Source organism: Pseudonocardia sp. Ae717_Ps2 (assembly GCF_001932475.1).
Classification (GTDB): Bacteria; Actinomycetota; Actinomycetes; order Mycobacteriales; family Pseudonocardiaceae; genus Pseudonocardia.
The window spans coordinates 4090348-4113581 of the sequence record NZ_MCIS01000001.1 but is presented as its reverse complement, the minus strand read 5'-3'; the positions used below and the strand labels follow the sequence as shown (position 1 = coordinate 4113581).

Sequence of the window (23234 nt, the reverse complement as noted above, 5' to 3'; positions counted from 1 at the left end):
CCGCGCGACCCTAGCCGTCGGACGGTTCCTCGGCCCGGTGCCCGTCGAGCCAGGCGAGGACGGCCTCGGTGTGCTCGCCGACGGCCGGGACCGGGTCCATCCGCGCCCGCCGCCCGGCGACGGTGATCGGCGGCTGCAGCGCCCGCAGCGGCCCGACCGGGCTGTCGACCTCGGTCCACCGGTCCCGCGCGGCGAGCTGCGGGTGCTCCAGCACCTCGCCGACCTCCCGCTGCCGGGCGTGCGCGATCCGCGCCGCCACCAGCCGCGCGACGAGCTCGTCGCCGGTCAGGCCGGTCAGCACGGTGTCGATCTCGGCGTGCAGGGCGGGGCGGTTCTCCACCCGGGCCCGGCCACTGGAGAACCGCGGGTCGGTCGCGACCTCCGGGCGGCGCAGCACGACCTCGCAGAACGTCACCCACTCGCGCTCGTTCTGGATCGACAGGACGACGTCGGTGCCGTCACCGGCGGAGAACGTGCCGTACGGAGCGATCGCGGCGTGGCTGGTGCCGGTCCGCCGCAGGGCGGTGCCGCCGTAGCCGGCGTAGTAGAGCGGGTAGCCCATCCACTCCACCAGCGAGTCGAACAGGCTGACCTCCAGGTCGGTGCCCAGCCCGGTGCGTTCCCGCTCGTAGAGCGCGGACAGGATGCCGGAGAACGCGTACATGCCGGCGCCGATGTCGGCGGCCGGGATGCCGCTCTTGGCGGGGGCGTCCTCGGTGCCGGTGATCGAGACGAGCCCCGCCTCGGACTGGATGAGCAGGTCGTAGGCCTTCGCGTCGCGGTACGGGCCGGAGCTTCCGTAGCCGGAGATCGAGCAGGTCACCAGCCGGGGGTACCGCTCGCGCAGGGCGGCGGCGCCGAGCCCGAGCCGCTCGGCGGCACCCGGGGCGAAGTTCTGCACGAACACGTCGGCCCGCTCCAGCAGCCGCAGCATCGTGGCGCGTCCGTCGTCGGACTTCAGGTCGAGGGTGACAGACTCCTTGGACCGGTTGAGCCACACGAAGTGGCTGGACATGCCGTGGACGGTCTCGTCGTAGTCGCGGGCGAAGTCGCCGGAGCCCTCGCGTTCGATCTTGATGACGCGAGCGCCGAGGTCGGCGAGGTGCCGGGTCGCCAGCGGCGCGGCGACGGCCTGCTCGCAGGAGACGACGAGCAGGCCCTCCAGGGGGAGCTGTGCGTCCGTGGCCATGACGGCTCCTCGGCGTCGAGACGATGCCTGGTCCCCCGGATCATGCACGACCCCGACCGACGACGCCCCGCCCGGCCGTCGTGGGCCCGGCCGGGGTCAGCCGGCGTCGCGGGCGGCGGCGACGAAGTCGCGGATGCGCCCGTGGTCCTTCACCCCGCGGGCGGACTCGACGCCGCTGGAGACGTCGACGCCCCAGGGCCGCACCCGGCGCACCGCCTCACCGACCGTGCCGGGGTCCAGACCGCCCGCGAGCAGCCAGCGCCCGTCCGGCTTCGGGTCGAGTGCCTCGGCGTCCCAGCGCTCGCCGGACCCGGCGACGGGGGAGTCGAGCAGCAGGACCTCCTCGCCGTGCAGGCCGACGGTGAGGTCCGGGTCGTCCGTCAGCGAGGTGGCCCGCCACAGGGTCACCGGGTGCCGCCCGGCGACGGCGAAGTCCCCGGCGGTGTAGCGGCCGTGCAGCTGCAGCACGTCGGCGCCGGCGCCGGCGGTCACCGCGGCGGCCTCGCCCGCGGGCAGGTCGGCGACCACGACCACCGACCGCACCCCGTCCGGCACCCGCGCGACGAGCGCGGCCAGCCCGGCCGGGTCGACGTGGCGGGGGCTCGGCGGGTACACGACGAACCCGACCGCGTCGGCGCCGGCGGCCACGGCCGCGTCGACGTCGGCCGGGGTGGACAACCCGCACACCTTCACGAACACGGGGTCGACCCTACGTGGCGCGGCCGCGCCGCCCGGCGCGCCGGGAAGGAGGCCGGCGGATCGGCTACAGGTCCAGCACGAGCCGCGGGGACCGCGAGCGGGACACGCAGACCATCATCACCTCGCCCGCGGCGCGCTCGTCGTCGGAGAGCAGCGAGTCTCGGTGGTCGGGTTCGCCGCCCAGCACCCCGGTCTCGCAGGTGCCGCAGGTGCCCTCCCGGCACGAGGACAGCATCGTGATCCCGGCGCCCTCGAGCGCGTCGAGGATCGAGCAGCCGGCCGGGACCTCGACCACCCGGCCGGACCCGGCGAGCTCCACCTCGAACCCGTCCTGCGGCCCGTCGAGCGCGCCGTCGGCGGGGGCGAACCGTTCGAGGTGGACGTCGAGGCCGAGCCGGTCGCCGAGCTCGGAGACGGCGTCGAGCAGGCCGCCGGGACCGCAGCAGTAGACCGGCCGGTCCCCGGCCGCCCCGAGCACGGCGGCGAGGTCGGGCGGCCCGTCCTCGTCCTGCGGCACCAGGACCACGCGGTCGGGGTACCGCTCGGCGAGCTCGGTGAAGGCCATCGACGCCCGGGCGCGGCCGCCGTAGACGAGCCGCCAGTCCGCGCCCGCGGCCTGTGCCGCCGCGACCATCGGGACGATCGGGGTGATCCCAATGCCCCCGGCGACGAACAGGTAGCCGGGCGCGTCGACGAGCCCGAAGTGGTTGCGGGGGCCGTCCACGTCGACGGTGTCGCCCTCGGCGAGGACGTCGTGGACGTACGCGGACCCGCCGCGGCCGTCGGCCTCCCGCAGCACCGCGACCCGGTAGACCGACCGTTCCCCGGGGTCGCCGCAGAGCGAGTACTGCCGGACCAGGTCCGGCCCGGTCCGCAGGTCGATGTGCGCGCCCGGTTCCCAGGCCGGCAGGTCCGCGCCGGACGGGTCGCGCAGGGTCAGCAGCACCACGCCGTCGGCGGCGGCCTCCTTCTTCTCCACCACGAGAGGGGTGCTCATCGCGTCGCTCCTTCCAGCTCCCCGCCGGGCGGACGGCGGCTCGGGCAGCGGGTGGTGGCCGTCGGGGTGGGCGAGCAGCCACTCCCACAGCGGGACGGGGTCGTCGAAGACGCGTTCGGCGCCGCAGTGGCACACCGCGCGTTGCAGGTCGGTGCCCAGCACCCAGTGGATGCGCTGCACCCGGCGCCCGTGCAGCACCGGGGGCGCCTCGGGGATGTCGCTCACCGGACGGTCGCCGCCTGCGGTGCCGAGGCCATCCTGGCCAGCATCCGGCGGGCGGCGAGCCCGCCGGTGTCGATGTTGACCGACAGCTCCTGGTAGCCGGGCGGCTCGGTCGCGACGACCTTCTCCAGGACGTCGAGGGCCTCGACGTCCTGCAGCACCACGGTGCGGTTCTGCTCGGCCAGGAACGCCGAGACCTCGACGTCGTCCTGGGCGAAGTCGCGCGCGACCATCCAGAAGTCGTGCGTGGAGTGCTCGGTCTCCGGCGTGATCGCGTAGACGACCTCGACGTGGAAGGCGTCCGGGTCGGTGCCGTCCGGGTTCGGGACGGAGCCGACCGGCGCGATCCGGGAGTGCAGCTTGTACAGGCACGGCGGGGTGTACTCGATGTCCTGCCAGCGCGAGATCCGCCCGGACAGGCCGGTGGAGCGCTCGTAGAACGGCGGGCACTCGGCGTCGGCCATGTGCCGGGAGACGTGGACGATGCCAGCGTCCTCGTCCACCTCGGTCGAGATCGGGGTGGCCGCGACCTCGGGGGTGCCGATGTAGCCGCCGTGCAGGTAGGTCTCGTGCGACAGGTCGAGCAGGTTGTCCACCAGCAGCGAGAACCGCGCCGCGAGGGGCTCCATGCCGCGCACCGTCGTCCACGCGTCGTCGTCGAGGTAGGTCGCGCGCGGGATGCGGGTCGCGTCGGCGCGCTCCGGGGCCCCGATCCAGACCCAGATCAGCGAGTCCTGTTCGACGACCGGGTAGGCCGCCAGGCGGGCCGTGCGCGGCACCCGCTTCTGGCCCGGCACCGCGACGCACGCGCCGTCGGCGCCGTAGGTGAAGCCGTGGTAGCCGCAGACGACGGTGTCGCCGACGAGCCGGCTCGGGGACTGGGACAGCGGGAACCGGCGGTGCACGCAGCGGTCGGCGTGCGCGGTGACCTGGCCGGCCTCGGTGCGCCAGAACAGGATCGGCTCGTCGCAGATCGTGCGGCCGAACAGCTCGCGCCCGATCTCGGCGGAGTAGGCGGCGACGTACCACTGGTCGCGGGGGATCGAGCTCATGCGGGGACTCCCTGGGTGGTGGGGGCGCCGGATCGGCGGAGCAGCAGGACGAGGACGGCCGCGCCGACGAACACCGCGGCGAAGAGCAGGTAGAGCGACTGCGGGGTGGCGCCGCCGTCGAGCAGCGCCCCGGCCAGGGTCGGCGCGAGGATCGCCCCGGACCGGCCGACGGCGAGTGCGGTGCCGACGCCGGTGGTGCGCACGTCGGCGCCGTAGGAGGTCGGGGCCATCGCGTACAGCCCGGCGACGCAGCCGTTGACGAACAGCCCGACCAGCGCGGCGACGACGAACGCCACCGCGAGCGAGGAGGTGCTGGCGATGAACACGGCGAGCAGCACCGCGGTGGCCAGCAGGTACCCGGCGAGCACGTGCCGCAGCGCGAACCGGGCGGCGAGCAGGCCGAGCCCGGCGGCGCCGAAGATGCCGCCGACGTTGAGCAGGGTGCCGCCCGCGATGCCCGCGTCCGGGGAGAGCCCGGCCTCGACGAGCAGCGTCGACGTCCAGCTGGTGACGAAGTAGAACCCGGCCATCACGCAGAAGAAGCTGATCCAGAGCAGCACCGTGGTGCGGCGCAGCGCCGGGCGCAGCAGCGCGCCGTACCCGGCCGCGACACCGGTGCGCGCCGGAGCGTCCCCGGGGAGCGCGGGCAGCGCCGCGTGCCCCATCCGGGCCAGCAGCGCGTTGACCCGCTCCAGCGCCCCGGCCGGGCGACGCACGAGCAGGAAGTCCAGCGACTCCGGCAGCCGCCACCAGACCAGCGGGACCGCCGCCAGGGTGGCCAGGCCACCGACGAGGAACACCGACCGCCAGCCGAGCTGCCCGATCAGCGTGGCGGCGAGCACGCCGCCGAGGACGGCCCCGATCGCGTAGCCGGTGGAGTTCAGGCTGACCGCGAGCCCCCGCCAGCGGGCCGAGGCGTACTCGGCGGCGACGACGTTGCTGGTGGCGAGGATGCCGCCGACACCGAGCCCGGTGACCAGCCGCAGCGCGCCGAGCTGACCGGGGGACTGCGCCGCGGACGAGGCCAGCATCGCCAGCCCCGCGACGACCAGGCAGCCCAGCACGATCGGCCGTCGCCCGATGCGGTCGGCCCACGGTCCGATGAGGACCGAACCGGCGGCCATGCCGACCAGGCCAGCGGACAGGAGCAGGCCGAGCTGGCTGCCGGACAGGCCCCACTCGGTGGCGACCGAACGGCCGGTGAAGGCCATGACCAGGACGTCGAAGCCGTCCAGGACGTTGAGCAGGACGCACGCCGCGACCGCGCCCCACTGGTAGCGGGACATGGGGGCGTCGTCGAGCAGGCGGCGGACGGTGTCCGTCGCGGGTGGTGGGCGCATGGTGGACTCCGTCGTCTCCGCGCGGTGGTGGTGCAGCGAGGATGCGGGGCGACGGGGCGAGCGCCGTACGTGCCTTCCGGAGAATGGAAGGGTTTCAGGGCGTGGTGGTGCTGAGCGCGCGGCTGATCCCGGCGGCGGTCGTGCGCACCAGCGGGGCCAGCGCACGGGCGGGCACGCTGCCGTGCCGCACCACGAGCGAGACGGCCGCGACGACCTGGCCGCGGGCGTCGGAGACGGGGGCGCCGACCGACAGCGCGTCGTCGGTGACCTGCCGGTCGCTGACCGAGTGGCCGTCGCGGCGGACGTCGGCGAGCATGCGGCGCAGCCGCTGCGGGTCGGTCACGGTGAACGGGGTGTAGCGCTCGATCCGCCCGCCCAGCACCTCGTCCTGCAGCTCCGGCGGCGAGTGCGCGAGCAGCACCAGGCCGACCCCGGTCGCGGTGAGCGCGAAACGCCCCCCGACCCGGGTCTGCACCGGGACCGCGCCGGACCCGGCGAGCCGTTCGACGAACACCACCTCGGCGCCCTCGCGCACCGCGAGCTGCACGTTCTCCCGGGTGACCCGGGACAGGTCCTCCAGGAACGGCAGCGCCGTCTCGCGCAGTGCCTGCCCGCGCGGGGCGAGCGCGCCCAGCTCCCACACGCGCAGCCCGATCCGGTAGCGGCCCTGCTCGTCACGCTCCAGCGCACCCCACGCCGCCAGGTCGGCGACGAGCCGGTGGGCCGTCGACAGCGGGACGTCGGCGTGCCGGGCGAGGTCGCTGAGCGACAGCGCGGCCCGGTCGGGGCCGAACGCGTCGAGCAGGCCGAGCGCGCGCACCACGACCGACCCGGTCGGTCCCACCGGGTGGCCGCGACGCGACGTGGTCATGCCCGCCAGTATCAGGCGTCGTGGTCAGGCGTCGTAGTCGACCGTGGCGGTCCCCGTCACCGGGCGGGACTGGCAGGTGAGGACGAACCCGGCGGCGACCTCCTCGGGCTCCAGCGCGTAGTTGCGCCGCATGGTCACCTCGCCGTCGGTCACCTTCGCCCGGCAGGTCCCGCACACCCCGCCCTTGCAGGCGAACGGCAGGTCTCCGCGGACCTGCTGCGCGGCGTCGAGGACGTACGCCCCGGCCGGGACGGCCAGCGTCGTCGACCGTCCGTTCAGGACGACCGTGACCTGCGCGCCGTCGCCGTCCGGCTCGGGCTCGTGGCGGTCGACCTCCGGCGGCGGCTCGTCGACGTAGAACAGCTCGCGGTGCACCCGGCGCCGCTCGACACCCAGCTCGCCGAGCACCGCGACCGCGGCCTCGGTCATCCCGAGCGGGCCGCACAACCACCAGTCGTCGACGTCGCCGGTGTCGACCAGCGCGGTGAACAGCAGCCGCAGCCGGTCGGCGTCGAGCCTGCCGTTGACGATCTCGGCCTCGGTGGGCTCGCGGGACAGCACGTGGAGCAGGTGCAGCCGCGGGCCGTAGCGGTTCTTCAGGTCGGCGATCTCCTCGGTGAACATCACCGTGTCGGTCCGCCGGTTGCCGTAGACGAGGGTGACGCGGGTGTCGTCGTGCGCGGCCAGCAGCGACGCCGCGATCGACAGCACCGGGGTGATCCCGGACCCCGCGGCGACGAGGCCGTGGTGCGTGCCCGCCGTCAGCTCCGGGGTGAACGACCCGGCGGGCGGGCCGACCTCGACGACGTCGCCCGGGGTCACCTCGTCGACCAGCCACGCGGAGAACAGGCCGCCGTCGACCCGGCGGACCCCCACCCGCGGCGCGGTCCCGGCGGCCGAGCAGATGGAGTACGACCGGCGCTCCTCGCCGTCGGCGGTGACCTTCCGCAGGGTCAGGTACTGGCCGGGCCGGAAGTCGTAGTGCGCGCGCAGGTCGTCGGGCACGTCGAAGGTGACGGCGACGGCGTCGTCGCACAGCCGGTCCACCTCGGTCACCACGAGCCGGTGGAAGCCGACGGGCAGCGCGTCGTCCCCGGCCAGCAGGGCCTCGATCTCGTCGTCCAGAGCGAGCGTCGTCCTGCCGTACGCCTGGTTGGCCCGGGCCTGCCACGCCGCCGCGCGCCGCTCGCTCATCAGTTCTCCTCGCCGGTTCGGTCGATCACCGGGCACGCTCCGCTCCTCGCTCGCCAGGGCTCGCCGCGATGCTCACGCACCCTCAGATCTCCTTCATGTGCTCGAACGGCTCACGGCAGGTCGTGCACCGACGCAGCGCGGTGCACGCGGTCGGGCCGAAGCGCGACAGCTCCTCGGTCGCCCGCGACCCGCACTGCGGGCAGGGCACGACCGTCGACGGCGCGTCCAGCGTCAGCGGGATCGGCCCGGTGGTGCGCGGGGCGCTCCCGGGCGGTGCGACGCCGGCCTCGGCGAGCTTGCGACGACCGGCCCCGCTGATCCAGTCGGTGCTCCAGGCGGGGGAGAACACCGTCCGCACCTCGACGCCCGAGTACCCGGCCGCCGTGAGCGCGCCGCGGATGTCGGCCCGCATCTCCTCGATCGCCGGGCAGCCGGAGTAGGTCGGGGTGATCGTCACGGTCACCGTGCCATCCCGTTCGGAGACCGACCGGACCACCCCGAGGTCGTCGAGGGTGAGCATCGGCATCTCGGGGTCGACGACCCGGGCGACGACGTCGCGGGCACCGAGGTCCCGGTCGCTCAGGTCCCGGTCGCTCAGGTCCACCGTGGTCACCACGTCGCCCCCGGGTGTCTGCGCGCCAGGCTCTGCATCACCACGAGTGCGTGCTCCAGCTTCTCGGTGTGCAGCCCCTGCCGGCCGCCGCGGCCGCCGACCGTGCCGGTCGGCGGTACGTCCGGGCGGGTCAGCGTGGCCCGCTCCAGCACCTGCGCGAGCACGGTCTCGACCTCCTCGCGGGTGTCGGCGGGGTCGACCGCGACCCCGGCCGCGACCAGGCGCCGTTCCTGCTCGGTGGTGCGGAACAGCTCCTCGATGTGCGGCCACACCCACTCCAGCGCGTCCTGCATGCGGCGGTGGGACTCGCCGGTGCCGTCGCCGAGGCGCAGCGTCCAGCGGGCGGCGTGGTCACGGTGGTAGGTGACCTCCTTGACCCCCTTCGCGGCGACGGCGGCGACCACCGGGTCGGCCGAGCCCTGCAGCCGGTGCAGGAGCGCGAGGCGCCAGGTGGAGAACACCAGCAGCCGCGCGATGCACCGGGCGAAGTCCAGGTCGTCGGACGGTTCGACGAGCCCGACACAGCGGAACTCCTCGACCTCGCGCCAGTAGGCCAGCGCGTCCTCGTCGCGGCCGGTCAGGTGCCCGGCGCGCGAGAGCAGCACCCGGGCCTGACCGAGCAGGTCGAGCGCGGTGTTGGCGAGCGCGACCTCTTCCTCCAGCTCCGGGGCGTTCGAGACCCACTCGGTGAGCCGGTGCGACAGCACCAGCGCGTCGTCGCCGAGCATCAGGCAGTACGCGGCCAGGTCGGCGGGGTCGACGCCGTCCGGGACGGGCGCGACGATGTCGGCCTCGGAGTCCTCGAAGCCCGACCCGAACGCCCAGCGGGGGTCGTCGCCCTCTTCGGTCAGCGCGTCGTAGACGGAGCCGCTCACAGGTGCGGCACCTCCTCCGGGATCGCGTAGAACGTCGGGTGCCGGTAGACCTTGTCCCCGCTCGGGGCGAAGAACGGGTCCTTCTCGTCCGGACTGGACGCGGTGATCGCGTCCGCGCGGACCACCCAGATGCTCACGCCCTCGTTGCGACGGGTGTAGACGTCGCGGGCGTTGTGCAGGGCCATCTCGTCGTCGGGGGCGTGCAGCGACCCGACGTGCACGTGGTTGAGCCCGCGCTTGCCGCGGACGAACACCTCGTAGAGTGGCCAGGCGCGACGGCCCGGCCGCTCGCCCTGCCCGGTCTCGACGCCCGTCGTCGGGACGGCGCCGTGGCCGCCCTCGGCGCTCATGCTCGTTCCGCGTGCCTTGCTCTCGGTGTTCATGCTCGTTCCGCGTGCGCTGCTCTCGGTGCCCACGTCCTGCTCGCTCATGCCCGTGCCCCCTGCTTCTCGGCGTAGGCCCGGGCCGCCTCGCGCACCCACGCCCCGTTCTCGTGCGCCCGGCGGCGGTGGTCCAGCCGCTGCCGGTTCGCCGGTCCCGCCCCGGAGACGACGGCGGTGAACTCCGACCAGTCCGGCTCCCCGAAGTCGTGCGCCTGCCGCTGCTCGTTCCAGCGCAGGTCCGGGTCGGGCAGCGTCACGCCCAGCGCCGCCGCCTGCGGCACGGTCATGTCGACGAAGCGCTGGCGCAGCTCGTCGTTCGTGTGCCGCTTGATGCCCCACGCCATCGACTGGTGGGTGTTGGGGGAGTCGCCGTCGGCCGGGCCGAACATCATCAGCGACGGCCACCACCAGCGGTCCACGGCCTCCTGCACCATCCGCTTCTGCGCCTCGGTCCCCGCGGTCAGGGCGAGCAGCGACTCGTAGCCCTGGCGCTGGTGGAACGACTCCTCCTTGCAGATGCGGATCATCGCCCGGGCGTAGGGCCCGTAGGAGCAGCGGCACAGCGGCACCTGGTTCGCGATCGCCGCGCCGTCGACCAGCCACCCGATCACCCCGATGTCGGCCCAGGACAACGTCGGGTAGTTGAAGATCGAGCTGTACTTCTGCTTGGCGTCGATCAGCTTCTCGGTGAGCTCCTCGCGGTCGACGCCGAGCGTCTCGGCCGCCGCGTAGAGGTACATCCCGTGGCCGGCCTCGTCCTGCACCTTGGCCAGCAGGATCGCCCGGCGCCGCAGCGAGGGCGCACGCAGCAGCCAGTTGCCCTCCGGCTGCATCCCGATGATCTCCGAGTGCGCGTGCTGGGCGATCTGCCGGATCAACGTCCTGCGGTAGGCCTCGGGCATCCAGTCCCGCGGCTCGATCCGCTGGTCCGCCGCGATCGTCGCGTCGAACCGCTCCGCCAGCTCCGCCGGCGATGGCGCGGTGCTCGTCACTGGACACCTCCGTACCGAATGTTCGTTCGGCTACGAGTGTGGCCGATGCCGGATGGTCCCGCAACCCCGACGCCGGGCGTCGCGTTCCCGTGGTTCCGACCACACGAACGCGACACTCGACGACGAGTGGAACCGCAGCGCCCCTGGTGTCGTCCAAGACCCATGGATCTCACGAGGCCCTTCCACGGGGCGACGGCGGTCCGCGCCGGCCTGGTCACCCCCAACGAGCTGCGCGGCCCGCGCTTCCGGCGTCTGGTGCGGGGCGTCCACGTCCGCGCCGACGTGCCGGTGACCTACCTGCTGCGGTGCGAGGCGGTCGCGCTGACGGTCGGAGCGCTCGCCGCCACGGGGCGACCTCGGCCGGGCGACGCCCGTACCGCGCTCGCGGGCTGGGCGGCGGCGGAGGTGCACGACGCACGGTGCGCGCCGCAGGGCGTTCCGGTCGAGATCGTCGTACCGGGTGGCAACCGGCGGCTCGACGGCGTGCTGGTCCACCGTGGCCTGCTCGCGCCGGACGAGCTGGTGGCGGGGGTGCGGATCCCGGCCCCCGGTGGCCGGCGGCCCAGGTTCGTCCCCGGCCGGACGGTCATGGCCACCACCCCGCTGCGCACCGCCTTCGACCTGGCCCGCCGGGTGCCGCGCACGGAAGCGGTGATCGCCCTCGACGCGCTGGCCCGGGTCGGCGGTTTCGCCCCGGTCGCCGTGCTCGATCTCGCCGGGCGGTGTCCGGGAGCGCGGGGGATCCGGCGGCTTCCCGGCCTCGTCGCGCTGTCGGACCCGCTCGCCGGGTCCCCGATGGAGACCCGTGTCCGACTGGCGCTGCACGACGGCGGGCTGCCGCCACCGGTGCTGCAGCACCCCGTCGGCCCCTACCGGATCGACCTCTCCTTCCCGCGCGTACGACTCGGCATCGAGTACGACGGCGAGCACCATCGTGACCCGGCGCAGGCCCGGCGGGACCTGGAGCGGCAGCAGTACCTGTCCCGGGCGGGCTGGGTGATCCTGCGTCCCTCCGCTGCCGACGTCCTCCGGCACCCGGACCTGCTCGCACTCACCGTCCGGGCCCACCTCGAGCGTCGCGAATCCGTGGTCGTGGGCACCGGTTCGTGACGCTCGGCGGGTGTCAGGGGGCCGGGACGATGCCGCTGAAGGCGGCGCGGACGACGTCCTGCGGCAGGGTGGCGGTCCCGGGGCGGCCGGGGCGGTACCACTCGACGATCGAGTTGATCGTGCCGGACAGCAGTCGGGCGGCCAGGGCGGGATCGACGTCGGGGCGGACCTCGCCGGCGTCGACGGCCTCGCGGACCAGGGCCCGCACGGCCCCGTCGAACGCGCGGCGGCGTTCCAGCGCCCAGCGCTCGGTCTCGGTGTTGCCGCGCACCCGGAGCAGCAGGGTGACGTAGGGCAGCTCGGCCATGAGCACCCCGACCTGCGCGGCGACGATCGCCCGCAGCCGCTCGGCGGGGGAGCCGGCGCGGGCCTCGGGCAGGTCGAGCACCCCGAACAGCCCGTCGACGGCGCGTTCCAGCGCCGCGCGCAGCAGCGCCTCCTTGCCCGCGAAGTGGTGGTAGAACGACGACTTCGTGATCCCGGCGGCCCGCGAGAGGTCCTCCATCGACGTCGCGTCGTAGCCGCGGTCGATGAACTCGCCGACCGCGGTCTCGAGCAGCGCGTCGCGGCCCCCGCTCGGGCGCCGGGCCCGCTTGACCGGCGAGCTCATCGGCCCTCGAAGACGGGCTTCTTCTTCGCCAGGAAGTCGCTCACGGCCTGCTGGTGGTCGCGCGTGGTCGACAGCCGGATCTGGGCGTCGGCCTCGTACTCCAGGACGGCGGGGAGCTCGTTGACCGCGCCGAAGCGCAGCGCGCCCTTCACCTCGGCGTAGGCGCGGGTGGGGCCCGCCGCGAGGTGCCGCGCCAGGTCCAGTGCGGCCTCGAGGACCTTCTCGGCGGGCACGACGTCGCGCACCAGCCCCCAGTTGCGGGCGTCGGAGGCGGTGAACTGCTCGTTCAGCATCACCAGCTCGGTGGCCCGGGAGACCCCGACGGCGTGTGCGAGCGACGCCGCGAGCCCGCTGTCGGTGGACAGCCCGATGCCGGTGAACGCGGTCGCGAACTTCAGTCCGTCCGCGGCGATCCGCAGGTCGGCGGCCAGGGCGATGCCGAGCCCGGCGCCCACGCAGGGCCCGTTGATCGCGGCGACCACCGGCTTCGGTGCCTCGTTGAGCGCGCGGATCAGCGGGTTGTAGTGCCGGCGCACCGTGCCCAGGGCCCCGACCGGGTCGGCGTCGAGCGCCGCGGCGTGCTCGCCCAGGTCCTGCCCGACGCAGAACGCCTTCCCCGCGCCGGTCAGCACGATCGCGCGTACGGACTCGTCCCCGGCGACCTCGACGACCGCGGCGAGCAGGGCCTCCTTGAGCTCGACGGTGAGCGCGTTGTACTTCGCCGGTCGGTTGAGCGTGACCACCGCGACCGACGGGTCGGTCTCGTCGCGGGTCACGAGGACGGCGGGATCGGTGCCGGTGGCGGGGGAGGTCATCCGGTGAGCCTAACGGCCGACCGAACGATCGGTCTCCCTGTCCGGCGGGCGACGTCGGGAGGTGTCCCGCGCGTGCTGTCAGGCCCGTTGTCCGGGTGCCGTCGGACGCCCGGACGGACCCTGGTGCGGCTCCGTGGACCGGTGCTAGGTTCCCCGAACGAACGGTCGGTCCAATGGCCGACCCGCGACGACGAAGCGCGACGGAGGCCCGCCGATGACCCTGCTCCGCAGTCACCTCTCCGGTACCTGGCAGACGGGGAGCGGCGAGGGCCGCCCGCTGTACGACGCGGTGACCGGCGACGAGGTCGCCCGCATCTCCGCCGACGGCCTCGACCTCGCCGGGGCGCTGGAGTTCGGGCGGCGGACCGGCGGGCCCGCGCTGCGCGCGCTCACGTTCCACCAGCGCGCCGCCCTGCTGAAGGCGCTCGGCCAGCACCTGCGCGAGCACCGCGAGCAGCTCTACGCCGTCTCCGCGCGGACCGGCGCGACGCTCGGCGACTCCAAGTTCGACGTCGACGGCGGCATCGGCGTCCTGCTCGCCTACGCGTCCAAGGCCAAGCGCGAGCTGCCCAACGACACGATCCACGTCGAGGGCGACGTCGAGCCGCTCGGCCGCGGCGGGACCTTCCTCGGCCAGCACGTGCTGACCCCGCTGCGCGGGGTCGCGGTCCAGGTCAACGCCTTCAACTTCCCGGTCTGGGGCCCGCTGGAGAAGCTCGCCCCGGCCTTCCTCGCGGGCGTCCCGACGCTGATCAAGCCGGCGTCGCCGACGGCGTTCCTCACCGCGGAGCTCGTCGAGCTGATCATCGGCTCCGGCCTGCTGCCCGAGGGGTCCGTGCAGTTCGTCGCCGGGTCGCTCGGCGACGCCTTCGACCACCTCACCGGGCAGGACCTGGTGAGCTTCACCGGCTCGGCGTCGACCGCGCAGACCCTGCGCAGCCACCCCGGGATCGTCCGCAACTCCGTGCGGTTCTCCGCCGAGGCCGACTCGCTGAACCTGGCCGTGCTCGGCCCGGACGCGACGCCCGGCACCGCGGAGTTCGACCTGTTCGTGAAGGCCCTCACCACCGAGATGACGGTCAAGGCCGGACAGAAGTGCACCGCGATCCGGCGCGCGTTCGTGCCGCGCGCGCACGTCGACGCCGTCGTCGAGGCGGTCACCGCGCGGCTCGCGACGGTCGTGGTCGGTGCGCCCGGTGCCGAGGGCGTCCGGATGGGGGCGCTCGCAAGCCTCGACCAGCGCGAGGAGGTCCGCCGCAGCGTGAAGTCCCTGCGCGACGCCGGCCGGATCGTGTTCGGCGACCCGGACCGCGTCGAGGTGACCGGCGCCGACGCCGACCGCGGCGCCTTCGTCTCCCCGCTGCTGCTGGTCGGCGACCCGGACCGCGCCGAGCCGCACGAGGTCGAGGCGTTCGGCCCGGTGTCGACCGTGCTGCCCTACGACTCCACCGACGAGCTGATCGACTACGCCGCCCGCGGCCAGGGCTCGCTCGCCGGCTCCGTCGTCTCCGCCGACCCCGCGTTCGTCCGCGAGGTCGTGCTCGGCGTCGCCCCGTTCCACGGCCGCGTGCACGTGCTCAACGCCCGCGACGCCGGGGAGTCCCCCGGGCACGGGTCGCCGCTGCCGCAGCTCGTCCACGGCGGACCGGGCCGGGCCGGCGGTGGCGAGGAGATGGGCGGCGTGCGCGGGGTGTTCCACCACATGCAGCGCACCGCGGTCCAGGCCGACCCCGACTCGCTCGCCGCGATCACCGGCCGCTGGGTCACCGGAGCGCAGCGCAACACCACCGACGTGCACCCCTTCCGCAAGCACCTGGAGGAGCTGCGCCCGGGCGACTGCCTGGTCGCCGGCCCACGCCGGGTGACCCGGGAGGACGTGGAGCACTTCGCCGAGTTCACCGGCGACACGTTCTACGCGCACATGGACGAGGCAGCTGCCGCGGCGAACCCGCTGTTCGGGCAGCGCGTCGCGCACGGCTACCTGGTCGTGTCCCTCGCCGCCGGGCTGTTCGTCGACCCCGACCCGGGCCCGGTGCTCGCGAACTTCGGCGTCGACGGGCTGCGGTTCCTCACCCCGGTCCGCTTCGACGACGAGCTCACCGTCACGCTGACCTGCAAGCAGCTCACCCCGCGCGAGTCCGCCGGCTACGGCGAGGTCCGCTGGGACGCCGACGTCACGCGGCAGGACGGCGAGTCCGTCGCCCGCTACGACGTGCTCACCCTCGTCGCGAAGAAGGACGCGTGATGACCGCGGCCACCAAGCGCCTCGGCGACGCGCCCCCGGCGGAGCTGCTGGACCCGGCCGAGCGGATGTCGGTCGACGAGCTGCGCACCCTGCAGCTGGGGCGTCTGCAGTGGACGTTGCGGCACGCCTGGGACAACGTCCCGTACTACCGGCGGAGGTTCGAGGAGCACGGCGTGCACCCCGACGACTGCCGCGAGATCGCCGACATCGCGAAGTTCCCGACGACCACCAAGGCCGACCTGCGGGAGACCTACCCGTTCGGCATGTTCGCGGTGCCCCGGGAGCGGATCGCACGGATCCACGCGTCGTCGGGCACCACGGGCCGCCCCACCGTCGTCGGCTACACCGCGGGCGACCTCGACCGGTGGGCCGGGCTCGTCGCGCGGTCCATCCGCGCCGCGGGCGGGCGCCCCGGCCACCGCGTGCACGTCGCCTACGGGTACGGGCTGTTCACCGGCGGGCTCGGCGCGCACTACGGCGCGGAGAAGCTGGGCACGACCGTCATCCCCGTCTCGGGCGGGATGACCCCGCGCCAGGTGCAGCTGATCGGCGACTTCGCCCCCGAGGTCATCATGCTGACCCCGAGCTACATGCTGACCCTGCTCGACGAGTTCGAGCGCCAGGGCGTCGACCCGCGGGCCACGAGCCTGCAGGTCGGGATCCTCGGTGCCGAACCCTGGACCGAACGGATGCGCGCCGAGATCGAGGAGCGGGCCGGCATCCACGCCGTCGACATCTACGGGCTCTCCGAGGTCATGGGGCCCGGCGTCTCGCAGGAGTGCGTGGAGACCAAGGACGGCCTGCACATCTGGGAGGACCACTTCCTGCCCGAGGTCGTCGACCCGCTCGACGGCACCCCGCTGCCCGACGGCGCCGAGGGCGAGCTGCTGTTCACCAGCCTCACCAAGGAGGGGCTGCCGATCATCCGCTACCGCACCCGCGACCTCACGACGCTGCTCCCGGGCACCGCGCGGCCGCAGATGCGGCGGATGGCCAAGATCACCGGCCGGTCCGACGACATGATCATCCTGCGCGGGGTGAACGTGTTCCCGACCCAGATCGAGGAGATCGTGCTCCGCACGCCCGGGCTCGCGCCGCACTTCCAGCTGGAGCTGACGACCCGGGGCAGGCTCGACGCGATGACCGTGCGCGTCGAGGCCCGCGGCGACACCCCCGCCGACCGCCGCGACCCGGCCGCCGCCGAGCTCGTGCGCGCGGTGAAGGAGACCGTCGGGATCTCGGTGACCTGTGAGGTCGTCGACCCCGACACCCTGGAGCGCTCGGTCGGGAAGCTGCAGCGCCTCAAGGACCGGCGGGAGCCGAGGGCCTGACCTGTCCGGCGCGGGAATGCCGCGGGTCGCGTGCGGGTTGCGACCGGTCGTGAAGCTCGAGATCTGGTCCGACGTCGTCTGTCCGTGGTGCGCGATCGGGCGGGCGCGCCTGGAGACGGCGTTGTCCGGCTTCGCGCACCGCGACGAGGTGACACTGCGATGGCGCAGCTTCGAGCTCGACCCGACCGCGCCGCGCGAGCAGCCCGGTGACCGCGCCGAGCACCTGGCGGCCAAGTACGGCGTGAGCGTCGCGGCGGCCCGCCGGATGGAGGAGCAGGTCACCGCCACCGCGGCCGCGGACGGGCTGGAGTTCCGCTTCGACCGGGCCCGCCACGGCAACACCGTCGACGCCCACCGGCTGCTCCACCACGCCTGGGCGACCGGCGGGTCCGGGCTGCAGGACACGCTGAAGGGGCGGCTGCTGCGCGCCTCGTTCACCGACGGCGAGCCGATCGGCGATCCCGAGGCGCTCGCCCGGATCGCGATGGCCGCCGGTCTCGACGACGGCGGGGTGCGCGCGGTGCTCGGCTCCGACCGGTACCTCGACGACGTCCGCGCTGACGAGGACATGGCCCGCCGCCTCGGCATCACCTCGGTGCCGTTCCTCGTCGTCGACGACCGCTACGGCGTCGCGGGCGCCCAGCCGGTGGACGCGCTGCGCCAGCTCCTCGACACCGCCTCGTCCGAGCAAGGGACACCCGCCCGGAGCTAGCGGGACTCGTCCTCGAAGATCAGGATCGTCCGCGTCGACACGACCGTCGGGAGCGCCTGCAGGCGTTCGAGCACGACGCTGCGCAACGCGTCGTTGCCGGTGGTGCGCACCAGCAGCAGCACGTCGAAGTCCCCGCCGACCAACGCCATGTGCCGGACCTCGGGGATCGCGCGCAGCTGTTCGCGCAGCTCGCGCCAGCTGTTCTGGCGCACCGTCAGTGTCACGTACGCCGAGGTGTGCAGCCCCACCCGGTGCGGGTCGACGACGGCGGTGAACCCGGTGATCACGCCGTCGTCGACGAGCCGGGCCAGGCGGGCGTAGGCGTTCGCCCGCGAGATCGTCAGGCGCTCGGCCAGCGCGCGCCCGGTCAGCCTGCCGTCGTGCTGCAGCTCCGCGACCATCCGCCGGTCGATGTCGTCGAGCACCGCCGCCTCCGTTCGTCTCGCCGGGACCCGCCGGGCGACGGTGCCCGGGACCACTCGTCCGGGGCGGTGTCGCGCTCAGGGCCGATCGTCTCGTCCTCTTCGCGATCCAGGCTGATCGTACGGATCATGCGCCATTCTCGGAGCACTGTGTCCGCACGGAAGGGAGTCGTCGTGGACGACCGGCACGAGACCGTCCGCCTCGTGGAGCCCGACGGCACCACGGTTCCCAGGGCCCAGCTCCCGTCGCCCGACCGGCTGCTCGCCGGCTACCGCGGGCTGGTGCGCGCCCGTCGGCTCAACGAGCAGGCCGGCGCGCTGGTCCGGCAGGGACGCCTGGCCGTGTACCCGTCCTCGCGCGGGCAGGAGGCCTGCCAGGTGGCCGCGGCGATGGTGCTGGCCGACGGCGACTGGCTCTTCCCGACCTACCGCGACACCGCCGCGATCGTCGCCCGCGGTGTCGACCCGGTCGAGGTCCTCACGATGCTGCGCGGGGACCGGCACTGCGGCTACGACGTCGCCGCCCACCGCGTCGCCCCGCAGGCGACCCCGCTCGCGACGCAGCTGCTGCACGCGGTCGGCGTCGCCCACGCCGCGCGGCTCACGGGCGAGCCCGACGCCGTCCTGGCGCTCTGCGGCGACGGCGCCACCAGCGAGGGCGACTTCCACGAGGCGCTGAACTTCGCCGCGGTCTTCCGGGCGCCGGTGGTGTTCCTGGTGCAGAACAACAAGTACGCGATCTCGGTGCCGCTGCACCGCCAGAGCGCCGCCGCCAGCCTCGCGGACAAGGCGGTCGGCTACGGCATGCCCGGTGTCCGGGTCGACGGCAACGACCTCGCCGCCCTGCTCACCGTGCTCGACGACGCCGTGGAGCGGGCCCGCGCCGGCGACGGCCCCACGCTGGTCGAGGCCGACACCTACCGGATGGACGCCCACACCAACGCCGACGACGCCGGCCGCTACCGCAGCGACGGCGAGGTCGCCTCCTGGGCCGCCCGCGACCCGCTCGCGCGCCTGCGCGCCCGGCTGCGCGCCGACGACCTGCTCGACGACGACGCCGAGCGCGCTCTCGTCGAGGAGACCGAGCAGATGGCCGCCGACCTGCGCGCCGGCATCGCGGCCGAGTCCCCGGTCGACCCCGAAGAGCTGTTCGCGCACGTCTACGCCCACCCCACCCCGCAGCTGCGCGAGCAGCGCGACCAGCTGCGTGCCGAGCTGGAGGTCACGCCGTGAACACCGGCACCGCGAACACCGGCACCGTGCACACCGGTCCCGTGAAGCTCACGATGGCGCAGTCGATCAACACCGCGCTGCGCGAGGCGATGGCCGCCGACCCGACCGTCGTCGTGTTCGGGGAGGACGTCGGCCCGCTCGGCGGGGTCTTCCGGGTCACCGACGGGCTCACCGCCGAGTTCGGCGAGCACCGCTGCTTCGACACCCCGCTCGCCGAGTCCGGCATCGTCGGCACGGCGGTGGGGATGGCGATGAACGGGCTGCGGCCCGTCGTCGAGATGCAGTTCGACGCGTTCGCCTACCCGGCGTTCGAGCAGATCGTCAGCCACGTCGCGAAGTTCGGCAACCGCACCTCGGGCCGGATGCGGCTGCCGATGGTCATCCGGGTGCCCTACGCCGGCGGGATCGGCGGCGTCGAGCACCACTGCGACTCCTCCGAGGCGTACTACGCCCACACCGCAGGGCTGACCGTGCTCGCCCCGGCCACGAACGCCGACGCCCACGGCCTGCTCCGCGCGGCGATCGAGTACCCGGACCCGGTGATCTTCCTGGAGCCGAAGAAGCACTACTTCACCTCCGAGGAGGTCGACACGGCGGTGCCGGTGCCACCGATCGGACGTGCCGTCGTCCGCCGCCCCGGGGCCGACGCGACGCTCATCGCCTACGGGCCGACGGTCCCGGTCGCGCTCGCCGCCGCCGAGGAGGCCGCTCTGGAGGGCCGTGACCTGGGCGTGGTCGACCTGCGGTCGATCGTCCCGTTCGACGACGAGACCGTCTGCGCGCAGGTGCGCCGGACCGGGCGGGCGGTCGTCGTCGCGGAGGCACCGGGGTTCGCCTCGGTCGCCTCGGAGATCGCCGCCCGGGTCTCGGAGCGCTGCTTCCACCACCTCGAGGCGCCGGTGCGCCGGGTGACCGGGTTCGACGTGCCCTACCCGCCGCCGAAGCTGGAGCAGCACCACCTGCCCGGGGTGGACCGGGTGCTCGACGCGGTCGACTCGCTCGGCTGGGAGGACGCGGCGTGAGCGCGCAGGTGTTCACCCTGCCCGACCTGGGGGAGGGGCTGACCGAGGCCGAGCTGGTCCGCTGGCTCGTGGCCGACGGGGACACCGTCGGCGTGGACCAGCCCGTCGCCGAGGTGGAGACGGCGAAGGCCGTGGTCGAGGTGCCCTCGCCGTACGCGGGCACGGTGCTGTCCCGGCACGGCGCGGAGGGCGAGACGCTGCGGGTCGGGGAGCCGCTGGTGTCGGTCGGGGACGCCACTGAGGCCGCCGGGGCCGCCGGGGACGCCGGGTCGGGCAACGTCCTGATCGGCTACGGGACGACCGGCGGGCACGAGGGGGCCCGCCGGCGTCGCCGGGCGGTGAAGCGCGCCTCCGCGGCCGCCACTCCCGCGGCCGCCACTCCCGCGGCCGCCACTCCCGCGGCCGCCACTCCCGCGGCCGCCACTCCCGCGGCCGCCACTCCCGCGGCCGCCACTCCCGCGGCCGCCGCACCCACGGCCGCCGTACCCGCGGACGCCCCCGCGTCGGCTCGCCCGTCCGCGGTCCCGGCAGCGACATCCGCGGTCCCGGTGGCGACGTCGGCCGCCGACGGCGCACCGGGCGAGCGTCGGCCGGTGCAGTCGCCGGTGGTGCGGCGGCTGGCCCGTGACCACGGCATCGACCTCGCGACGGTCGAGGGGACCGGACCCGGCGGGATGGTGCTGCGCCACGACGTGGCCGTCGCCGCGGCCCGTGCTGCCGCACCGACCGCCGCCGCCCCGCCGCCCGCCGCTGCGGAACGAGCCACCGTCCCGACCGCGACGGCCGCGACCGGCACGGCCGCGATGGCGACGGCCGCGACCGGACCGACCGACCGCGACCGGACCGACCGCGACCGGACCGACCGCGACCGGACCGACCGCGACCGCGACCGGACCGACCGCGACCGGTCCGACCCCGGCCGCGCCGGACCGCGACCCCCGCACCGGGCTCGCGGTCCGCGAGGTCGTGCCGCTCCGCGCCGTCGCCGAGACCCTGACCCGCAGCCGCGCCGAGATCCCCGAGGCCACGACCTGGGTCGACGTCGACGCCACCGACCTGCTCGCCCTGCGCCAGCAGCTCACCGGCGCCGACGGCCGTCCGGTCGGGCTGCTCGCGATCCTGGCGCGGTTCGTCGTCGCCGGTCTGGCCCGGTTCCCCGAGCTCAACGCCCGCGTCGACACCGGGTCCGCGCAGATCGTGCACCTCGACGGGGTGCACCTCGGCATCGCCGCGCAGACCGACCGCGGCCTGGTCGTCCCCTCGGTGGCCGACGCCCACCGTCTCGGGATGCGCGGCCTCGACACCGAGATCCGCCGCCTCACCGCGGCGGCCCGGGACGGCTCGGTCACCGCCGCCGAGCTGACCCGAGGGTCGTTCACCCTGAACAACTACGGGGTGCTCGGCGTCGACGGCAGCGCCGCGATCATCAACCATCCCGAGGTCGCGATGCTGGGCGTCGGACGGGTGCTGCCGCGGCCGTGGGTCGTCGACGGCGCGGTCGTCCCGCGGTCGATCACCCAGCTGTCGCTGGTGTTCGACCACCGGGTCTGCGACGGCGGCACCGCGGGCGGATTCCTCCGCTTCGTCGCCGACGCCGTCGAGTCGCCGCTGTCCGCGCTCGCCGACCTCTGAGCGCGCCCGGTTGAGCGCGCCCGGTGCTCAGCGGCGGCGGGTGATCACCACCGGCTCGATCCGCTGGGGCACCTGCGCGAACGCCGACTCGGGCACCCCGAACGACGCGGCCAGCACGTCCCGGGGGATCGCGTTGAGGCTGCCGACGATGCCGATGTCGTCGTCCGGCTCGGCGGTCGAGGTGTTGAACACGATGAGCACGTCGAGCGGCTCGGTCGTCGACGCGTTCTCGAAGTAGTGGAACAGGCCCGTCGGCGCGAACACGAGGTCACCGCGCTCCGCGGTGAAGACGTCGTTGTGGTACTCGCCGTCGGGGTGGGTGCCGAGGATGGTCCACTTCGCGGTGCCGGAGACGATGTAGTTCAGCTCCCACGCGGTCGGGTGCCAGTGCGGTTCGCGGATCCCGCCGGGGTCGAGGTGGGCCAGGTACACCGACCCCTGCTGGCCGGCGAGCACCGGGAAGTTCTGCTCGTTCGCCCCGCGCAGCCATCCGCCGTCGAAGTTGTTGGGCTCGGTCGCCGCGAGGTGGAACAGGTGGCCGGGCTGCCCGGTCCGCGGCGGCGTCGGAGCACCCGCCCCGGCGGTCCCGCCCGTGGCGGCCAGTCCCGCCATCCCCGCCACCCCTGCGACACCCGCGCCCAGGGCCCGTCGCCTGCTGATCCCCGTCATGGTCTTCTCCTTCCGCCGAAATCGTTGCCAGTCGCAACGGTATGGCGGACGGTGATCCATCGGGGTGATCACTTTCAGCGGCTTCCGTGATTGCGCAGTCACGGATCGGCGCAGCTCAGCGCGCCGGGACGACCGTCCAGGACGGAGCCTTCGCCGGACGGCCGTCCCCGGACGACCGGCCCCGCAGACGTCGTCCGACCCAGGGCAGGACGTGGGTGCGGTAGTAGGCGAGCGCTGCGGCCGGTCCGGTCGGCGGGTCCGCGGCGACGGTCGTCGCGGGCGTCGCCCCACGCACACCGAGCGCCTCCAGCACGATTCCCGCGGCGCGCAGATGCCCGGGCGTGCCCAGGTGCAGGCGGTCGTCCGACCAGTAGCCGGGCCGGCGGATCTCGGCGTCGCCGAACACGTCGACGAAGGTGAGTCCGCGTGTGGCGGCGAGCGTGCGCACCGCCGCCGACAGCTCCGCGCCGCGGCGGTGGACGACCCGTCCCAGTGGAAGCCGGTCCGACGGGTCGGCACCGCTGAGCAGCACCAGCCGGACCCCGGCCGCCGCGCAGCGGTCGACGGCGCGGGTGGTGAGCGCGGCGAGCCCCGCGACGTCGGTGCGGGGGCGGAGCATGTCGTTCCCCCCGCCGTTGAGGGTGATCAGGGTCGGTGCGGGGTCCAGCGCCAGTGCGGCATCGAGCTGCGGCCCGACGACGTCGGCCAGCAGCCGGCCTCGTACGGCCAGGTTCGCGTAGTGCACCGGCTCACCGGAGGCACCGGCCAGCCCGGCGGCGACCCGGTCGGCCCAGCCGCGGGGGACACCTGCCGCGTCCTCGTCGCCCACGCCCTCGGTGAAGCTGTCCCCGATCGCCACGTACCGCACGGCGCCAGCATCCGCGTCGCGGTCACCACGGCTCCGCCCGGGGGTGGTGACGGCTGTTACCCTCGACCCGTGCGCGGTCGGATCATTACCCGGCGCGCCGGCTGAACCCAGGGAGCCGGCGCGTGGCACGTGGTGCCC

Annotated in this window: 23 protein-coding genes and 1 pseudogene; 8 read left to right on the top strand and 16 right to left on the bottom strand. The window is 74.6% G+C overall.

The genetic code is table 11. From position 1 onward, the window contains the following. Positions 1–10: 10 nt before the first annotated feature. The 11 genes from Ae717Ps2_RS18865 to paaA form a co-directional block, all read right to left on the bottom strand. Positions 11–1189 (bottom strand): CaiB/BaiF CoA-transferase family protein, encoded by a 1179-nt coding sequence (locus Ae717Ps2_RS18865; RefSeq protein WP_075311046.1) that lies wholly within the window; start codon positions 1187–1189, stop codon positions 11–13. Positions 1190–1285: 96 nt separating this feature from the next. Further along, positions 1286–1888: a phosphoribosylanthranilate isomerase gene (locus Ae717Ps2_RS18860; protein ID WP_075311048.1), complete on the bottom strand. Its 603-nt coding sequence runs from the start codon at positions 1886–1888 to the stop codon at positions 1286–1288. 64 nt (positions 1889–1952) lie between these two features. Then, positions 1953–2885 carry a PDR/VanB family oxidoreductase gene (locus Ae717Ps2_RS18855; RefSeq protein WP_075312966.1) on the bottom strand — a complete coding sequence of 311 codons (933 nt, stop codon included), beginning with the start codon at positions 2883–2885 and terminating at the stop codon, positions 1953–1955. Between the two features lie 221 nt (positions 2886–3106). After that, the gene (locus Ae717Ps2_RS18850; RefSeq protein ID WP_020622248.1) at positions 3107–4159 is read right to left on the bottom strand and encodes an aromatic ring-hydroxylating dioxygenase subunit alpha; all 1053 of its coding nucleotides are present in this window, start codon (positions 4157–4159) and stop codon (positions 3107–3109) included. Further along, positions 4156–5499: an MFS transporter gene (locus Ae717Ps2_RS18845; protein ID WP_075333666.1), complete on the bottom strand. Its 1344-nt coding sequence runs from the start codon at positions 5497–5499 to the stop codon at positions 4156–4158. The genes Ae717Ps2_RS18850 and Ae717Ps2_RS18845 overlap by 4 nt, the downstream gene beginning before the upstream one ends. A gap of 94 nt (positions 5500–5593) precedes the next feature. Then, a complete protein-coding gene (locus Ae717Ps2_RS18840; RefSeq protein ID WP_075311054.1) occupies positions 5594–6370 on the bottom strand; it encodes an IclR family transcriptional regulator in 777 nt (258 codons plus the stop codon). A gap of 24 nt (positions 6371–6394) precedes the next feature. Then, positions 6395–7564 carry a 1,2-phenylacetyl-CoA epoxidase subunit PaaE gene (paaE, locus tag Ae717Ps2_RS18835; protein ID WP_083695149.1) on the bottom strand — a complete coding sequence of 390 codons (1170 nt, stop codon included), beginning with the start codon at positions 7562–7564 and terminating at the stop codon, positions 6395–6397. 82 nt (positions 7565–7646) lie between these two features. Then, the gene (paaD, locus tag Ae717Ps2_RS18830; RefSeq protein ID WP_369804844.1) at positions 7647–8177 is read right to left on the bottom strand and encodes a 1,2-phenylacetyl-CoA epoxidase subunit PaaD; all 531 of its coding nucleotides are present in this window, start codon (positions 8175–8177) and stop codon (positions 7647–7649) included. Continuing rightward, entirely contained in the window at positions 8174–9052 is an 879-nt protein-coding gene (paaC, locus tag Ae717Ps2_RS18825) for a 1,2-phenylacetyl-CoA epoxidase subunit PaaC (RefSeq protein WP_075311056.1), read from the bottom strand. The genes paaD and paaC overlap by 4 nt, the downstream gene beginning before the upstream one ends. After that, entirely contained in the window at positions 9049–9402 is a 354-nt protein-coding gene (gene paaB / locus Ae717Ps2_RS18820; RefSeq protein WP_226360549.1) for a 1,2-phenylacetyl-CoA epoxidase subunit PaaB, read from the bottom strand. Before paaB ends, paaC begins: the two co-directional genes overlap by 4 nt. Positions 9403–9479: 77 nt before the next feature. Then, complete coding sequence (gene paaA, locus Ae717Ps2_RS18815; RefSeq protein WP_075311060.1) at positions 9480–10427, bottom strand: 1,2-phenylacetyl-CoA epoxidase subunit PaaA; 948 nt, start codon at positions 10425–10427, stop codon at positions 9480–9482. A gap of 162 nt (positions 10428–10589) precedes the next feature. On the opposite strand from paaA, the gene Ae717Ps2_RS18810 reads away from it, so the two are divergent. Further along, positions 10590–11537 carry a DUF559 domain-containing protein gene (locus Ae717Ps2_RS18810; protein ID WP_075311062.1) on the top strand — a complete coding sequence of 316 codons (948 nt, stop codon included), beginning with the start codon at positions 10590–10592 and terminating at the stop codon, positions 11535–11537. Positions 11538–11550: 13 nt separating this feature from the next. Here the strand turns inward: Ae717Ps2_RS18810 and Ae717Ps2_RS18805 are convergent, their stop codons facing one another. Both Ae717Ps2_RS18805 and Ae717Ps2_RS18800 read right to left on the bottom strand, forming a co-directional pair. Next, entirely contained in the window at positions 11551–12147 is a 597-nt protein-coding gene (locus Ae717Ps2_RS18805; RefSeq protein ID WP_075311064.1) for a TetR/AcrR family transcriptional regulator, read from the bottom strand. Beyond that, complete coding sequence (locus Ae717Ps2_RS18800; protein ID WP_020622258.1) at positions 12144–12962, bottom strand: enoyl-CoA hydratase/isomerase family protein; 819 nt, start codon at positions 12960–12962, stop codon at positions 12144–12146. The genes Ae717Ps2_RS18805 and Ae717Ps2_RS18800 overlap by 4 nt, the downstream gene beginning before the upstream one ends. 214 nt (positions 12963–13176) lie before the next feature. Here Ae717Ps2_RS18800 and paaZ point away from each other — a divergent pair, with 214 nt between their 5' ends. The 3 genes from paaZ to Ae717Ps2_RS18785 are packed head-to-tail and all read left to right on the top strand — an operon-like array spanning position 13177 to position 17250. Further along, entirely contained in the window at positions 13177–15207 is a 2031-nt protein-coding gene (paaZ, locus tag Ae717Ps2_RS18795; protein WP_075333665.1) for a phenylacetic acid degradation bifunctional protein PaaZ, read from the top strand. Continuing rightward, a complete protein-coding gene (gene paaK / locus Ae717Ps2_RS18790) occupies positions 15207–16538 on the top strand; it encodes a phenylacetate--CoA ligase PaaK (protein WP_075311068.1) in 1332 nt (443 codons plus the stop codon). The genes paaZ and paaK overlap by 1 nt, the downstream gene beginning before the upstream one ends. Before the next feature lie 49 nt (positions 16539–16587). Continuing rightward, positions 16588–17250: a DsbA family oxidoreductase gene (locus Ae717Ps2_RS18785; RefSeq protein WP_075312972.1), complete on the top strand. Its 663-nt coding sequence runs from the start codon at positions 16588–16590 to the stop codon at positions 17248–17250. Here Ae717Ps2_RS18785 and Ae717Ps2_RS18780 read toward each other — a convergent pair. Continuing rightward, complete coding sequence (locus Ae717Ps2_RS18780) at positions 17247–17675, bottom strand: Lrp/AsnC family transcriptional regulator (protein WP_043276485.1); 429 nt, start codon at positions 17673–17675, stop codon at positions 17247–17249. The genes Ae717Ps2_RS18785 and Ae717Ps2_RS18780 overlap by 4 nt on opposite strands. 171 nt (positions 17676–17846) lie before the next feature. Between Ae717Ps2_RS18780 and pdhA the strand changes: the two genes are divergently transcribed. From pdhA to Ae717Ps2_RS18755, 4 genes and pseudogenes are all read left to right on the top strand, one after another. Beyond that, entirely contained in the window at positions 17847–18905 is a 1059-nt protein-coding gene (gene pdhA / locus Ae717Ps2_RS18775) for a pyruvate dehydrogenase (acetyl-transferring) E1 component subunit alpha (RefSeq protein WP_369804843.1), read from the top strand. Between the two features lie 53 nt (positions 18906–18958). Next, a complete protein-coding gene (locus Ae717Ps2_RS18770; RefSeq protein ID WP_083696141.1) occupies positions 18959–19927 on the top strand; it encodes an alpha-ketoacid dehydrogenase subunit beta in 969 nt (322 codons plus the stop codon). Continuing rightward, positions 19924–20577 (top strand): annotated as a pseudogene (locus Ae717Ps2_RS38350) (biotin/lipoyl-containing protein); the annotation flags it as partial. The gene Ae717Ps2_RS18770 and the pseudogene Ae717Ps2_RS38350, both read left to right, overlap by 4 nt. A 316-nt stretch (positions 20578–20893) precedes the next feature. Then, positions 20894–21559, top strand: a complete 666-nt coding sequence (locus tag Ae717Ps2_RS18755) for a dihydrolipoamide acetyltransferase family protein (protein WP_369804842.1) — start codon at positions 20894–20896, stop codon at positions 21557–21559. A 27-nt stretch (positions 21560–21586) separates the two neighbouring features. Here the strand turns inward: Ae717Ps2_RS18755 and Ae717Ps2_RS18750 are convergent, their stop codons facing one another. Continuing rightward, positions 21587–22228 (bottom strand): cupin domain-containing protein, encoded by a 642-nt coding sequence (locus tag Ae717Ps2_RS18750; RefSeq protein ID WP_020621661.1) that lies wholly within the window; start codon positions 22226–22228, stop codon positions 21587–21589. Between the two features lie 115 nt (positions 22229–22343). Then, entirely contained in the window at positions 22344–23096 is a 753-nt protein-coding gene (locus tag Ae717Ps2_RS18745; RefSeq protein WP_075311076.1) for an SGNH/GDSL hydrolase family protein, read from the bottom strand. Between the last annotated feature and the right edge of the window lie 138 nt (positions 23097–23234).